The following is a 14,500-nucleotide window of genomic DNA, read 5'->3' as shown; positions in this document are numbered from 1 at the left end:
AGGGCCGCAAGAAGCATGGAAGTCGCGCCCGCTAAGTCGGGAGGTTAGCTACTTCCTCGTTTGAAGTCAGCTCGTTGTTTGTCGGCCATAGCGGCTGACCGTGACAAGCCGGCAGGATCCAAAGCTTGCCCTCCTAGGAGTTTGACTGACTGACCCATTACTACCAGGGATGCACTGAGAAAGGCATCACCAAGGAACATATCCCACCGCCTGTCCGGACGGTGAAAAGGAGTAGCTCTTCACTGTCAAATCTGGCGCATCAGGAGCGAAGCCTGAGGTAGACTCGTCACATTGACTTGCAATATTCGCTCGACGGGCTGATTCTGCGCGTAGCGAGACAAAAGGAAGCATCGTGGACATCGAATTTTGGGACGGCGGCCTGGAAGAACAAGAGATTAGGGCCATCAACAAAATCAAGGCGACCTTCACCGATACCGCGCCTGATCGAAAGCTCGAGAATCGCGGGACTTCACTGCGAGATCAACTTCAAGACAAGGTCGCACGGAATGGCATGTTTCCGTGGAAGGGGTATGCGGGTTTCCGATTCGTCGATTCGAAGGGCAAGGAAGGTGAGTTTGACCTGGTCATCGTGACTCACTGCAATGTCATCATTGTTGAATTGAAGGACTGGAACCATTTTCCAGTAACTGCCAACGGAGAAACTTGGTTCAAGGGCGACAAGAACATGGGACGGTCGCCGGTTAGTGTCACGAGAAACAAGAAATTCTTGCTGGATAACAAGCTGAAGAAGCTTACGCCTCGCTTTACCAATAAAAAATACGCCCCGCGGGTTCATTTCTTTGTCGTCATGACGGGGAACTCTGATCTTAGTCAGATCCCGGAAGTTGAGCGTCAACACACACTGTCCCTGAAAGAGTTCCTCACTTTTTCCGAGAAAGTCAAATTTAATGAATACTTCCGCCCCCATCCGGACTCGCAAGTTCTGAATCGAGATTTTCCTGTTTTCGATGAACTGTTCTCGAACGGCAACACGGCGCCGAAAGCTCTGAGAATCGGTGGCTATACGGCCGTAGAGGAGATTTTCGAGCACCCCAAGCATGTCTATAAGGAGTACTTGGCGAGCTCGGAGATCTCGAAAAATACCGACGCACTACTGCGCGTATGGAACTTCAAGAAGATTGATGGGGAGAAATCCTTTACCCCGCAGGGCCGGGCGGAGATCGTCTCTCGCGAACGTGAGGTTCTTCAGTTCATCAATCATCATGATCGGGACCTGTATAACCACTGCCTCCGCTCCCTTACGAGCTTTGAAAAGGACGAAGTCACCTCGCAGTACAGCGAAGTCTATGAGTTGCCCCCTGGACATGTGAGATTCAATGAGTTCGTGGGCAAGTATGGCCAATCGCTGAATCAAACTGACAGGCTCAACCTCACCAAACTACTGATTGCGAAGTTTGGTGATCTGCATGACATCAAGATCGCCCATCGCGATATCGCCGATCACAGCCTTTGGTTGTCACCCTCAAAGGAAATTGCGCTTTCCAACTTCATCTCCGCATACCACCAGCCAATCGGAACGGTTGGGGATTACCGAGAGAGTCTTTCAGTAGGCGCCGCTGAGGTAAAGGAGATGCTCGACGGCTCGTCACTGACGCCGTTCCAGGAGGATATCCATGCTCTTGGAGTTGTGTCCTGGCATCTGCTGTCCGGCCAAAGAATGTCTCCAAAGAGCCTGGAGACCGTCCAGGACGACATGCTGTCAAGCGACGAATGGTATGCGGGCATTCTTCTCGATGCAGTTACCGCGAAATTCAACAACGCGTCAGCTTTCTTTGACTCGTTGATGCGGGCAGAGCCGAAGCGGGAAGATATCCCGACTTTCGATGAAAGCGAGTTGGACACATACCGGCACCCGATCAATCACTCTCGCCAGTACCGGGAGGATCACGATCTGATGGTCGAGACCTCCGACAAGGAGGTCTACCTTTCGGATGGAAGGCTCGTCAAAGCCTGGCTGAACGTCGGCGGCGAAGAATCCGATCCATCAAGTAACTTTCATGTCTTGTCGTTTCTGAAACGGCTCGACAAGCTCGCCGCGGTCAATCCGACTTATCTGCCGCGAATCCATGACTACGGGCTTGCGTCGAAATCCAATAGCATGTATCTGGTGACCGATCTCATCGATGGCATGACATGGACTGACGCAGTCATTGAAGACGCCCACAAGATCAAAATCATCGAGAAGCTGATTGCTGCTGTCGAGCATCTTCATGATCTTGGCGTGTCCCATGGTGACATCCACCCTGGCAACGTCATGCTTGGGAATAGGGACGGAAACGTCTTCCTGATCGACATCCCTGACTTCTCGCAGAACGTAGGAGAGGTTAAGAACCATCGATACAGCCCTGAGAACATCGATGGCAGCTCGCCGGTCCAACGAGACATCTTTGCAGTACTACGGATGTCTAGCGAGATGCTTGGCATTGGATGGGGTGAAGCATCCAGCGAGTACCCCGAAATCGCGCAGGCAATCAGCGCCGAGCTTGACGACATCGAGTTCGGCTTCAGGGAACTGGGACGATTCAAGAAGGCGCTGACATCTCGTCCTGACACGCGAGAACAGCAACTTGTCGAAGTTTTCCTGAACAATCTCCCAGAGCAGTTGAAGATTCTGCCGGATAACGGACATCTCTACGTCAAGGTTACCGCCTCAAAGAAGGGGGAAAACATTGTCATGGTGACGTTCTCTGGCATCGGGGGGACGTTCTCGGCCTTTTACAACAAGGAGCAGCGGTGCTTTACTGGCGGACTGCCTCCGCGTGTCCGCTCCCACATCCATTTCAGGGATGTTGAGGAAAGCCAGTTCGAGATCTCCTCGCCGATCCGAATCAGCCCGGGGCGCCCGCAGCAGTTCGCGGCGCTGTCGGATCTTCTTCGTGATGACGATGCTTTCAACCGTGCCGTTGAGGCGCTCGTAGACTCGCCGCCGGAGATCGATGAATCGGGATTGAGCCTGCAACTGCGCGAGGTCTTCGAAAGATCTGAGGATGGTGACAGTGGAGACCGAGCCGACACGCCGCTCGAGATCTCCACCGAAGCGCTGTGGAGGGCAATCCTTGACACGGAGACCGAATCAAGCCCCCATATCGAACTGAATGGGGCGGCAATGTCTGCGTCAGATGCAGATTCGGAGCTGATCCTTCCCTATGACGCCGACGTTGATCCGCTCGGGGCATTTGGCAGCACGGATGAGATCGAGGTTCTCCTGATGGACCCGGACGGCGCAGAACGAATCATCGGGGAAGTCTCGCTCAAGAAATCCGCCTTGAACGAGGTTCGATTGACAAGAATCCGCTCGGCTGCCTACGGCCTGAAGGATGGCGACACTGTTTTTTTCCGGACAAAGGCGGACCGGGCCTCCTACCGCAAGCGCAAGGCGGCGCTCGAACGACTGCTGGATCGGGAAGGCGTCCTGCCCGAACTCCTGGACTTGTTCGACCCGACATGCAAGCACACGGCAGTAAGGTACGACATATCGGTGACCGAGTCGGATTTCGCCCGATACGACCGTGAAGACCAGCAGGGAAATAAGATCAGTCTCAACGAGCAGCAGCGAGAGGCCTTCACGAAACTGCTCAATTTCGGACCGCTATCTCTCCTGCAGGGTCCACCCGGAACAGGCAAAACGGAGTTCATTGCAGCTTTCGTTCACTTCCTCATCGAGAAACTCGACATCAGGCGCATTCTTCTGGTCAGTCAATCTCATGAGGCAGTGAATACCGCAGCCGAACGAATCAGGAAGCACTGTGCGAGGCTCGGGACGCCACTAGAGGTAGTCCGGTTCAGCAACCGTGAAGGTGCCGTATCCCATGGGCTCAAGGACGTCTATTCGCACGCCATCACGGCCGAGAAGCGCGAACTCTTCAATGCCGAGTATCGCTATCGTGTAGCGCCCCTCTCGGATGCGCTCGGGCTTGACCCCGAGTTCATCGCCAAGGTCGTCGAAGCTGAGCTATCGCTTTTCCGTCAGATCGACCATCTCGAATCGTTGCTTGCCAGTTTTGCCGATATCGACGACAGGGACGACATGAGGCCCCTCAAATCCATCGCGGTTGAGCTGGACGCAACGATTCGCGCCAAGCTTGCCAAGGATTATGGAGTTACCTTGTCCCAAGAAGACAAGATCTCCGCTGCAAAATCCATCCTGTTGGCTCAGCTATGCACGGAATATGGCGTCAAACCGAACGAAGCCAGGCGTGCTCGGGCGTTGGCCAGTATCTGCAGGGACATGCGGCATGCGCTTTCGGCGGAGCGGGTGAACTGCGATGAGTTTTATGCCCGCTCCAGGCAGCTTGTAGCGGGCACTTGTGTGGGCATCGGGCAAGGGCACATCGGCATCCATGAGAACATTTATGACTTCGTGATCATCGATGAGGCAGCTCGCTCCATCTCGAGCGAGCTTGCGATCGCGATGCAGTCGGCGAAGCGAGTCCTGCTGGTTGGCGATCATCTGCAGTTGCCGCCCCTCTATTCAGATCCGCACAAGGCGGCTCTCGCCCGGCGACTGGGCATCAACAACAACCGGACCGACCTGGATGTTGTTCTGCGAAGCGACTTTGCTCGTGCGTTCAGTTCGGAGTATGGCATCCAGGCAAGCGCGACGCTGCTCACCCAGTATCGGATGGCACCTCCGATTGGGAGCCTGGTGTCAAGGATCTTCTACGATGGCAAGCTGACCAACGGGGCGAGGCCAGTTCCTGATATTTACAAAAGCGCACCTGCCCACCTCCAATTCCCGGTCACATGGCTCGACACGTCATCACTTGGCAATCGAGCCCACCATGATCAAGACAAAGACCGCGGCTCCCGTAGCATCTACAATCGCTGCGAAGCCGAACAGGTCATCCATATCCTCAAAGAGATCTCTTCAAGTGGCCAGTTTCTTGCGGAACTGGTCAAACTCAAGGATAGAGACAACGCGCTCATTGGCGTGATATGCATGTATGCAGAGCAGAAGCGGTTGATACGGCAAAAGTTCAATCAGGAGCTTTGGAGCGAAGGCTTCAAGGAACTGGTAAAGATCGACACCGTCGATAGCTATCAGGGCAAGGAAAACAGAATCATCATTCTCAGCCTTACCCGCTCTGATCCAAAATTCTGGTCGGCTGGATTCCTTCAAACACCAAACCGCATCAACGTCGCGATGTCCCGAGCAATGGATCGGTTGCTGATCATAGGAAACCGCGACATGTGGAGCAAACACAACAAGGACAAACCACTTGGCCATGTCGTTGCCTATATGGACGGTATGGGTGTGGATGCTGGCTATAAGTTCATGCCAGGAAAAGAGAACAGTTAAGGTGGCCCGAAGTGGAAGACACGACGACTTATCACGAGATTGATTTTCTGTTGCCGGCGCAACGCTTCAATATCAACTTCTGCTACGTCACTCAGAAGGGACTGCCTTTCGTTCGGGAATACGTTCTCCGACTCGTCCATCTGGCCCCCATGACAACATCCCAGATTGCCACCTTCTTCGGATTTAGTCGCAAGGAAGCAGAGGAGGCGATCCAGGATCTGGTTAATCGCGACGAACTGAATCTCACGGAGAGTGCGCGATTGACGCTCACGGAGAAGTCAGCCAGTTATTTCACCGAAGTTGGCGAGGTTCCCCGTCTATCCCTTCTGCGGGATAGTGGCGCACGCCTTACATTCGACCTGGCGACGTTCACGTGTCTGGGCAGGGATGTAGCTCAGGAAAAATGGAAGGCTGGCGTACGGCTTGACGTTGATGATGACAATGCGGCTAGGAGCGAGCTCCATGTCGAGAAACACTTCCAGCGTCAATTCAATCAGATACTCCATCAGGGCTTTCTCTCGAAGTCTCTGATTGACGATGAGAAGGATTTCCCCAGCGTCTACACCGTGAATTCCGTCAACAAGATCAGGGCGGTGCCGCTTCGGCTTACTGTGAAGTTCCAATTTGACACGGATGGCAGAAGTGTCGAACGAGAGGACTTCGAGATCCTAAACAGCTCAGATTACGTGCATGAACGCATTACTGTTGAGCTTGATCGCCTCGCTAGACCGGCCAACTCGATGGAAATTGCGAAGGCAATGTCGCAGATTGGTGACAGCGATACGCTGAAGTTGTTTGACTCGAAGAGCAATGCCATCAATCTGCAGTTCCTTGACGACCTTCTTCGACTGGAATCGAACAATCCCAAAGGAAGAAGCACGTTCCTCGGTCCGATTTATTCGCACGCCAATTGGGGCTTGCTGCAAAAGAAGCTGGCACCTGCCCTAAAGTCCAGAATTGAAAGCAAGACGGATGTTGGGCAAGGCTCATTTCTCTGGCTTGCACCAAGCGACCCGTACTGGTCCAAGAGCATCCGGTTGATCACCGCTCTGAGTGATTTCGTCAGGAAAGCCAGTACGAAGGAGAAGAGCCTTTACTTGCCGACCATCTACTTTCCTGTTTCAGGGCCGGACGACTTCAAGGCCGCCAAGTTATGGAAACAGGAGCTTGATCCTTATACGGACAGAGCTCATGCACTCATTGAAGGGTTTCTTGGCGGAAATGTCGAGATCATGCTCCTCGAGGGCGAGCTGGTTGCAGTTGTCTATCACATGTCTATCCCAGGGACCTACCCTGTCACGCTTCCGCTTGGATTCATCAGTGACGACCAGAAGGTTGTTGCGGCGGTCGGGCAGCTTGTGAACGCCTATATCAAAGGCAGCTCAGGCCTTGACCGCCCCAATGACTGCGGATTGCTTTCCAAGTTCGGCAACAGTGCGCGACCAAGACCAAAATGAAGCAGCGGTTTTCCCAATGGGTAACCGCTCTACTACGACGAGATTCTGACGGTCCGACGAAGATTCCCCGCCCTGACAAGCGGCGGGGCATCGCCCAAGATAGCGCCACAGACCCGACTACTTGGTGCCACGCTCAGGTCTCATCTGCAATGCGAAATCCCACCGATTTTCTCGCCGCAACGGCCCGAGCTTTCACCAAAGCGGACGCCGAACTCTGATTTTTAATTGTCCGCTCAGGGTCGTTCTGCGACCCTCAGTCCCAAAACCAATCGCGCATACTCCCATGGATGGGGCGTCAGCCGATTACACGGCTGCACACCCCGCCCCAACGTCACTCAACCTGCAACCCCTGCCCCTGCACCACAGCCAGCTCACTCAACACCTGCGTCTCATGCGCCAGCCAGGCCGCGAGGGAAAGCAAGCTCTCCCAGGTCGCCGGATCGAAATCCACCGGATCCAGACTCGAGGCCCCATGATCGCTAGCCATGAGCAGAAGCCCATGAAGCTGCGCCGCCCGTTGCACCGCAAGACTCAACGGATTCTCCCCCGGACTATGAGCGGTCACGAGCATATCGACACCATTGTGTTCCGCGGTAATACCGTGATGACTATGGCTATACATGGCGCACCTCCACATACGAGGTCCGCGCACGCTGCTGCATTGTGAAGGTACTGGAGATTGCCAATCGCCCGGAATGGGCAAGTAAGAACTGAAGCATGGGAATACCCCCTAACCATACAGGTTCAGTCCCGCTCCCCGGGTGCTGATTGGGGTGGGCGGGCGCAAGGCAGGGTTAGCAGACCGGGGATTAGGAGCCGGCGAGCCCGGAGGCTCCCCTGCCTGCGCCCGCCCATTGAAGGGGCGTGCTCAGGCACGGCGAACGTAAGGATACCGCCTGACGGCGGTCGTTCGGCACTAATCCATTCGGGCTGCTAAACCCGGTCGCCACGCCGCAGCGACGAACCCAGTATGAAGAGGCGCAGCAAGTGCGAGTATGGGCAAACTCTTAAAAAGCGTTCATCGCCGGATTGCCGAGATGAAGTGGGGTGCGCAGGTGTTGATGCGGTTGACTTCCTGGATGCGCCGGCCCTCTCCCCCGCCCCTCTCCCGCAAGCGGGAGAGGGGAGAAAACACGTGGCACCGCGAAATGCCGCGGGCTATTCAAACTTCAAAACCCCAAACTAGCCAACAAATCATCCACCTGCGCCTGGTCCGACACCACGTCCGGCTTCCCTTCCGGATTCACCTGCGGCCCATTCATCAGCGTGGACGGTGCCTGCACTTCCACGCGGCGCTCCGACGGCACGTTGTCGATCAGCACCTGCAGCAGTTCCTGCTCCAGTGCGCGGATCATGTCCATCATCTTCTTGATGACCTGGCCGGTCAGGTCCTGGAAGTCCTGCGCCATCATGATGTCGAGCAGGTGGCTGTTGGTGGCGCGGGCCTGGCCGGGCACCTCGGACAGGAAGGCGCGGGTGTCCAGTACCAGCGAGCGCGCATCGGCCAGTTCCACCGGCTTTTCAAACCAGGCGGCCCAGCGCTTGTCCAGCGTTTCGGCCTGCTGTTCGATGTCGGACTGGATCGGCTGTGCCAGTTCGACCGCGTTGAGCGTGCGTTCGGCGGCCTGCTCGGTCATCGCGGCGATGTAGTTCAGGCGGTCGCGCGCGTCGGGGATGGCTTGCGCGGCGCGCTCGATTTCCTTGTCCAGGCCGAGCTCGCGCATGTTGTCGCGCAGCATGCGCGTCAGGTTGCCGATGCGCAGGATCAGTTGTTCGGCGGAATCGTTGCTCAGGGTGGGGGTCATGACAAACGCGCCTCCGCCTCAGCCGCCGAGCTTCTCGAAGATCTTGGTGATCTTCTCGTCCAGCGTGGCGGCCGTGAAGGGCTTGACCACGTAGCCGTTGGCGCCGGCCTGGGCCGCGGCGATGATGTTTTCCTTCTTGGCCTCGGCGGTGACCATCAGCACCGGGATCTTGCCGATGTTGGCGTCGGCGCGGATGGCCTGCAGCATCGACAGGCCGTCCATGTTGGGCATGTTCCAGTCCGAGATCACGAACTGAAAGCTGCCGTCCTTGGCCTTTTCCAGGCCGGCGCCGCCGTCCTCGGCTTCCTCGACGTTGACGAAACCCAGCTCCTTGAGCAGGTTGCGGATGATCCGGCGCATGGTCGGGAAATCGTCCACGACCAGGATCTTGATGTTCTTGTCCACTTTAAGGGCTCCAGGTAAATGCAGTGATGACTTGTTGGTCCGGCTTTGTTGTTTGGGCTTGCCGGCTCGACTAGACGCGTTGCGCGCGCGTGCCGTACGTGGCCAGGCGCGCCATCACGCGCTGGGTCATCGCCGGCAAAGGCACGACTTCATGCACGCCGCCGGCGGCGATCGCCTCCTTCGGCATGCCAAACACGATGCAGCTTTGTTCGTCCTGCGCCAGGTTGTAGGCGCCGGCCTCGCGCATGCGCAGCATGCCGCGTGCGCCGTCCTTGCCCATGCCGGTCAGGATCACGCCGATCACGTTCTTGCCGCCGTGCTGCGCGGCGGAATCGAACAGCACGTCCACCGACGGGCGATGCCGGTTGACCGGCGCCTCCTGCGACAGGTGCGCGACGTAGTTGGCGCCGCTGCGCGCCAGCAGCAGGTGCGAGTCGCCGGGCGCGATATACGCATGGCCCGGCAGCACGCGCTCGCCGTGCTCGGCTTCCTTCACGGTGATACGGCACAGGCCATCCAGCCGCTGCGCGAATGATCGCGTGAAGCCGGCCGGCATATGCTGGACGATCATCACCGCGGGGCTGTCGGGCGGCAGCGGCATCAGGAATTCCTTGATGGCCTCGGTGCCGCCGGTGGAGGCGCCCAGGATGATCAGCTTCTCGGTCGACAGCAGCGGGCTGCGCAGCATCGGCACTGGCGCGGTGCCAGTGGCTGCGGGCGCGGCCGATGGCGTGGCCGCGCGCACGCGCGCGCGCGATGCCGCGCGCAGCTTGTCGGCAATGGTGTCGGTGTATTCGAGCAGCCCGTCGCGGATGCCCAGCTTGGGCTTGGTGACGAAGTCCACCGCACCCAGCTCAAGCGCGCGCATGGTGATTTCGGAGCCGCGCTCGGTCAGCGACGACACCATCAGCACCGGCATCGGCCGCAGCCGCATCAGCCGCTCCAGAAAGTCCAGGCCGTCCATGCGCGGCATTTCGACGTCGAGCGTCAGCACGTCGGGGTTCAGGCGCTTGATCAGGTCGCGCGCGACCAGCGGGTCGGGCGCGGTGCCGACCACTTCCATGTCGGGCTGGCTGTTGATGATCTCCGTCATCAGGCTGCGGATCAGCGCGGAGTCGTCCACGCAGAGCACCTTGATCTTGGCGGCAGTCATGATTGGTCGTGCTTGTAGGGTTTCAGGGAAGCGGGCGCGAGTACGTCTGCCGCGCAAACAGTTCCGGCGAGCGCGATGGTTCGCGCGCCGAGGTGGCAATGGCCCGCGCCAGCGCGCGTTCCTCGCGCGCCACCGAAACCTGATCGTCCTGCCGCGTCAGGCGGCGCACCAGCGCCAGCCCGCCGATCGGGAAATAGCTGACGCGGCGCGCATGCGGGCCGCGCAGGTCTTGCGCCGCCACGCGCACCTCTTCGGCTTTCAGGTAGCGCAGCACGAAGTCCGCGTTGCGGTCGCCGATGTTCAGCGTGGTCATGTTGGCCAGCACCGCGCCTCCGCCGAAGACCTTGGCCTCCAGCCGCTCGCGGCGCGCGCCCATCTTGAGCAGTTCGTTGATCAGCACTTCCAGCGCATAGCTGCCGTAGCGCATCGATGCCGACAGCATGCGGTCGGCGCTGCCGTCGTCGTCCGGCAGCATGAAGTGGTTCATGCCGCCGACGCCGGCCACCTCGTCGCGGATGCAGGCGGCCACGCAAGAGCCCAGCACGGTGGTCAGCACCACGTCGTCGCGCGTCACGTAGTACTCGTTGGGCAGCAGCTTGATGGCCTGCTTGCCGAACTCGCGGTCGAAGTAGGTGCGCGTGGCCAGCGCTTCGGGCAGGTGGGGCGTGCGCATTACGGCCTGCCCCGACCGGCCGCGGACAGCGCGCCCGGTGCCAGTTCATAGACGGTCTGCCCGCGCAGCTGGAACGCGCGCGTGACGTAGGAGAAGTTCTCCGAATGGCCGGCGAACAGCAGCCCGTGCGGCTTGAGCAGCGGCACGAAGCGCTCCAGGATGCGGCCCTGGGTCGGCTTGTCGAAGTAGATCATCACGTTGCGGCAGAAGATGGCGTCGAACTGTTCGCGGATGCCCCAGTCGGGGGCGAGCAGGTTCAGCGGCTCGAACGCGATGGTGGCGGCCAGTTCCGGCTTGACCTTGACCGAGCCGGTGCGCGGGCCGGTGCCCTTCAGGAAGAAACGCTTGAGCCGCTCCGGCGACAGCCGCGCCACCTGGTCGGCGGTGTAGACGCCGCTGCGGGCCTTGGCCAGTACCTGGGTGTCGATGTCGGTGGCCAGCACGGTGCCGGCGCGGTCGCCCAGCGCCTCGGCCAGGGTGATGGCGATCGAGTACGGTTCTTCGCCGGTGGAAGCGGCCGAGCACCAGACGCTGTAGGGGCGCCCAATCTGTTTGGCATGCTCGGCTAGCAGCGGGAAGTGGTGCGCCTCGCGGAAGAACGAGGTCAGGTTGGTCGTCAGCGCGTTGGTGAAGAACTCCCACTCCGGCGAGCGGTCATCCGCCTCCAGCAGCGCCAGGTATGAGGCGAAGTCGCTTAGCTGCAGCGTGCGCAGCCGGCGCGCGAGCCGGCTGTAGACCATCTCGCGCTTGTGGCTGCCCAGCGAGATGCCGGCGCGCCGGTGGATCAGCGTGCGGATCTGCTCGAAGTCCCGCTCGGTCAGCAGGAAGTCACGCGCGTCGTCGCGCCGCAGCAGGGCGGCCGGCGCGGCGACTGCTCCCTCCAGCCCCTGGAGGCTGGCGCGAGCGCTGGCGGCAGTGCGAAACGGCGTCATGGCTGGCTTCGGATGTGGTTCAGGCCTGCGCTGCTGTGTTGTTCCGGATTTGCGATAACGCAGAAATCGCCACCGTCATTCCCGCGCAGGCGGGAATCCAGCGTCTTTAAAGCCACTGGGTTCCCGCCTGCGCGGGAACGACAAGCGAAAAGAGATGCGGTGAAGTTCGGAACCATCAATAGATGCAAGGTCAGGCGTAATCGGCTTCGACCAGTGCCATCTCGGGGCTGGTCATCAGCTTCTCGATGTCGATCAGCACCAGCATGCGGCCGTCGATGGTGCCCAGGCCGGTCAGGTGCTCGGTCGAGATCGACACGCCGAATTCCGGCGCGGGCTTGATCGCCTCGCCGGTCAGCGTCAGCACGTCCGACACGCCGTCCACCACGATGCCGACCACGCGGCCGGCCACGTTGAGGATGATGACCACGGTCTGGTGGTCGTAGCGCACGTTGCCGAGGCGGAACTTCAGCCGCAGGTCGACGATGGGTACGATCACACCGCGCAGGTTGGTCACGCCCTTGATGAAGTCGGGCGCGCTGGAGATGCGCGTGACGGTCTCGTAGCTGCGGATCTCCTGCACCTTGAGGATGTCGATGCCGTATTCCTCCGACCCCAGCGTGAAGACCAGGAACTCCTGGCCCGAAGCGTCGCTTCCGGGGGTATCGATGTGTCCGATGCCGGCCATGATCTCTTGTTCTCCTGTGATCGATTACTGCTGCAGCGCCGGTTCCTGCCGGCGCACGCCGGTGCGCTGCAGCGCGCCGACATCGACGATCAGCGCCACGCTGCCGTCGCCAAGGATGGTGGCCGCGGAAATGCACGGCACCTTGCGGTAGTTGGTTTCCAGGTTTTTCAGCACCACCTGGTGCTGGCCGATCAGCTGGTCCACCAGCAGCGCGAAGCGCTTGCCTTCGGCCTGCAGGATCACGGCGATGCCTTGTGTGGGCTCCTGCAGCGCGTCCGCGACGTTGAACACGCGGTGCATCTCCAGCAGCGGCAGGTACTCGCCACGCACATGCATGACGCGGTCCGAGTTGGCGGCGGTATGCACGTCCTCGGCCTTGGGCTGCAGCGACTCCATCACGCAATTCAGCGGCAGGATGAAGGTCTCTTCGCCCACCTTGACCGACATGCCGTCCAGGATCGCCAGCGTCAGCGGCAGCACGATGCGGATGGTGGTGCCCAGGCCCGGGCGCGAGCTGATCTGCACGTGCCCGCCCATCTCCTGGATGTTGCGCTTGACCACGTCCATACCGACGCCGCGGCCAGACACGTCGGTGATGACTTCGGCCGTGGAGAAGCCCGGCGCGAAGATCAGCTGCCAGACTTCCTCGTCGGTGATGGTCTCGGACACCGGCAGGCCGTTCTGGATGGCCTTGGCCAGGATGCGCTCGCGGTTCAGGCCACCGCCGTCGTCGCTGACTTCGATGACGATATTGCCGCCATGGTGCTGCGCGGACAGGATCAGCTGGCCGGTCGGGTCCTTGCCGGCGGCGACGCGCTTGTCGGGGGTTTCGATGCCGTGGTCCAGGCTGTTGCGCACCAGGTGCGTCAGCGGGTCGATGATGCGTTCGATCAGGCTCTTGTCCAGCTCGGTGGCCTTGCCGAAGGTGACCAGGTCAATCTGCTTGCCGAGCTTGCTGGCCAGGTCGCGCACCAGCCGCGGGAAGCGCGAGAACACATAGTCCATCGGCATCATGCGGATCGACATCACCGCTTCCTGCAGGTCGCGCGCGTTGCGCTCGAGCTGGCCCATGCCGGAGAACAGGCGGTCGAACAGCACCGGGTCCAGCGACGAGGCGGTCTGCGCCAGCATCGACTGGGTGATCACCAGTTCGCCGACCAGGTTGATGATCTGGTCGACCTTCTCGGTGGGCACGCGGATGGAGCCTTCGCCGTGCGCGGGCGCTGGGGCCGGGGCGGCCTTGGCCTTCTCGCGCGCGGCGGGGGCCGGCGCGGGTGCAGCAGCCACTGGCGCGGGCGCGGGAACGGCAACTTCTGCCGGGGCCGGGGCCGGCGCCGCCGCCGGCGCACCGGCCGCGGCTTCGATCACGATCTGGTCGATGTCGATCACGAAGCAGCACACCGCGATGATGTCGTCGGCGCTGCATTGGGTGTTGAGCCAAACCACCAGTTCGCCATTGGTTTCCTGCTGGCCGGTGATATCGCCCAGGTTGGCCAGTTCTTCGCGCAGCAGCGCCTGGTCGGAGGCCGAGACCTTGATCAGGCGGATCTTCAGGCCGCCGCCAGCGGGTGCAGCTGCGGGCGCGGCGGCCGCGACCGGTGCGGGCGCCGGAGCAGGAGCCGGGGCCGCGTCATGGCCGGCCGCTTCCTGCGCCAGCTGCTGCAGCACGGCGCAGATGCGCGCCAGCGTTTCCGGATCGGGTTCGGTGCCGTTGCGGTAGGCGTTGAGCTGGTCTTGCAACACGTCCTTGGTTTCCAGAAAGGTGTCGATGATGGTCCTGGTCAACGCCAGTTCCTGCCGGCGCGTGCGGTCCAGCAGGTTCTCGAAGATGTGGGTGGTCTCGGTCAGCGCGGCGAAGCCGAAGGTGGCGGCACCACCCTTGATCGAATGCGCGGCGCGGAAGATCGCGTTCAGGTGCTCGGCATCGGGCGCCTCGATGTCCAGGCCGAGCAGCAGCTGCTCCATTTCGACGAGCAGCTCTTCGGCTTCCTCGAAGAAGGTCTGGTAAAACTGAGTGATATCGATATCGACAGACATGGCGTCCTGAGTCACTTGCGGTTATTCCTGATG

10 protein-coding genes are annotated in these 14,500 nt (G+C 60.0%); 2 read left to right on the top strand and 8 right to left on the bottom strand.

What is annotated here, in order from left to right:
• Window positions 1-352: 352 nt before the first annotated feature.
• Together RALTA_RS17035 and RALTA_RS17030 are read left to right on the top strand one after the other, a co-directional pair.
• The gene (locus RALTA_RS17035) at window positions 353-5,320 is read left to right on the top strand and encodes an AAA domain-containing protein (RefSeq protein WP_012355112.1); all 4,968 of its coding nucleotides are present in this window, start codon (window positions 353-355) and stop codon (window positions 5,318-5,320) included.
• An 11-nt stretch (window positions 5,321-5,331) separates the two neighbouring features.
• Window positions 5,332-6,777: a hypothetical protein gene (locus RALTA_RS17030; protein ID WP_012355111.1), complete on the top strand. Its 1,446-nt coding sequence runs from the start codon at window positions 5,332-5,334 to the stop codon at window positions 6,775-6,777.
• Window positions 6,778-7,108: 331 nt separating this feature from the next.
• Here RALTA_RS17030 and RALTA_RS17025 read toward each other — a convergent pair whose 3' ends face one another.
• From RALTA_RS17025 to cheA, 8 genes are all read right to left on the bottom strand, one after another.
• Window positions 7,109-7,399: a hypothetical protein gene (locus RALTA_RS17025; protein WP_041232430.1), complete on the bottom strand. Its 291-nt coding sequence runs from the start codon at window positions 7,397-7,399 to the stop codon at window positions 7,109-7,111.
• Window positions 7,400-7,946: 547 nt separating this feature from the next.
• Entirely contained in the window at window positions 7,947-8,582 is a 636-nt protein-coding gene (cheZ, locus tag RALTA_RS17020; protein ID WP_012355109.1) for a protein phosphatase CheZ, read from the bottom strand.
• 18 nt (window positions 8,583-8,600) lie between these two features.
• On the bottom strand, window positions 8,601-8,987 hold the full coding sequence (cheY, locus tag RALTA_RS17015; protein WP_012355108.1) for a chemotaxis response regulator CheY: 387 nt from the start codon (window positions 8,985-8,987) through the stop codon (window positions 8,601-8,603).
• A 70-nt stretch (window positions 8,988-9,057) separates the two neighbouring features.
• The gene (locus RALTA_RS17010) at window positions 9,058-10,140 is read right to left on the bottom strand and encodes a protein-glutamate methylesterase/protein-glutamine glutaminase (protein ID WP_012355107.1); all 1,083 of its coding nucleotides are present in this window, start codon (window positions 10,138-10,140) and stop codon (window positions 9,058-9,060) included.
• A gap of 22 nt (window positions 10,141-10,162) precedes the next feature.
• Entirely contained in the window at window positions 10,163-10,813 is a 651-nt protein-coding gene (gene cheD / locus RALTA_RS17005) for a chemoreceptor glutamine deamidase CheD (RefSeq protein WP_012355106.1), read from the bottom strand.
• Window positions 10,813-11,745: a CheR family methyltransferase gene (locus RALTA_RS17000; RefSeq protein WP_012355105.1), complete on the bottom strand. Its 933-nt coding sequence runs from the start codon at window positions 11,743-11,745 to the stop codon at window positions 10,813-10,815. Before RALTA_RS17000 ends, cheD begins: the two co-directional genes overlap by 1 nt.
• Window positions 11,746-11,935: 190 nt before the next feature.
• Entirely contained in the window at window positions 11,936-12,430 is a 495-nt protein-coding gene (locus RALTA_RS16995) for a chemotaxis protein CheW (protein WP_012355104.1), read from the bottom strand.
• 24 nt (window positions 12,431-12,454) lie between these two features.
• Entirely contained in the window at window positions 12,455-14,467 is a 2,013-nt protein-coding gene (cheA, locus tag RALTA_RS16990; RefSeq protein WP_041232429.1) for a chemotaxis protein CheA, read from the bottom strand.
• Window positions 14,468-14,500: the final 33 nt, after the last annotated feature.

Source organism: Cupriavidus taiwanensis LMG 19424, from assembly GCF_000069785.1.
Lineage (GTDB): Bacteria > Pseudomonadota > Gammaproteobacteria > Burkholderiales > Burkholderiaceae > Cupriavidus > Cupriavidus taiwanensis.
This window is presented reverse-complemented; position numbering and strand designations above follow the sequence as displayed.

What these genes read in the sequence shown, in the direction of transcription:
- RALTA_RS17025 (WP_041232430.1), bottom strand. Translation starts at nt 7,399, where the DNA reads ATGTATAGCCATAGTCATCACGGTATTACCGCGGAACACAATGGTGTC.
- cheZ (WP_012355109.1), bottom strand. Translation starts at nt 8,582, where the DNA reads ATGACCCCCACCCTGAGCAACGATTCCGCCGAACAACTGATCCTGCGC.
- RALTA_RS17010 (WP_012355107.1), bottom strand. Translation starts at nt 10,140, where the DNA reads ATGACTGCCGCCAAGATCAAGGTGCTCTGCGTGGACGACTCCGCGCTG.
- cheD (WP_012355106.1), bottom strand. Translation starts at nt 10,813, where the DNA reads ATGCGCACGCCCCACCTGCCCGAAGCGCTGGCCACGCGCACCTACTTC.
- RALTA_RS17000 (WP_012355105.1), bottom strand. Translation starts at nt 11,745, where the DNA reads ATGACGCCGTTTCGCACTGCCGCCAGCGCTCGCGCCAGCCTCCAGGGG.
- RALTA_RS16995 (WP_012355104.1), bottom strand. Translation starts at nt 12,430, where the DNA reads ATGGCCGGCATCGGACACATCGATACCCCCGGAAGCGACGCTTCGGGC.
- cheA (WP_041232429.1), bottom strand. Translation starts at nt 14,467, where the DNA reads ATGTCTGTCGATATCGATATCACTCAGTTTTACCAGACCTTCTTCGAG.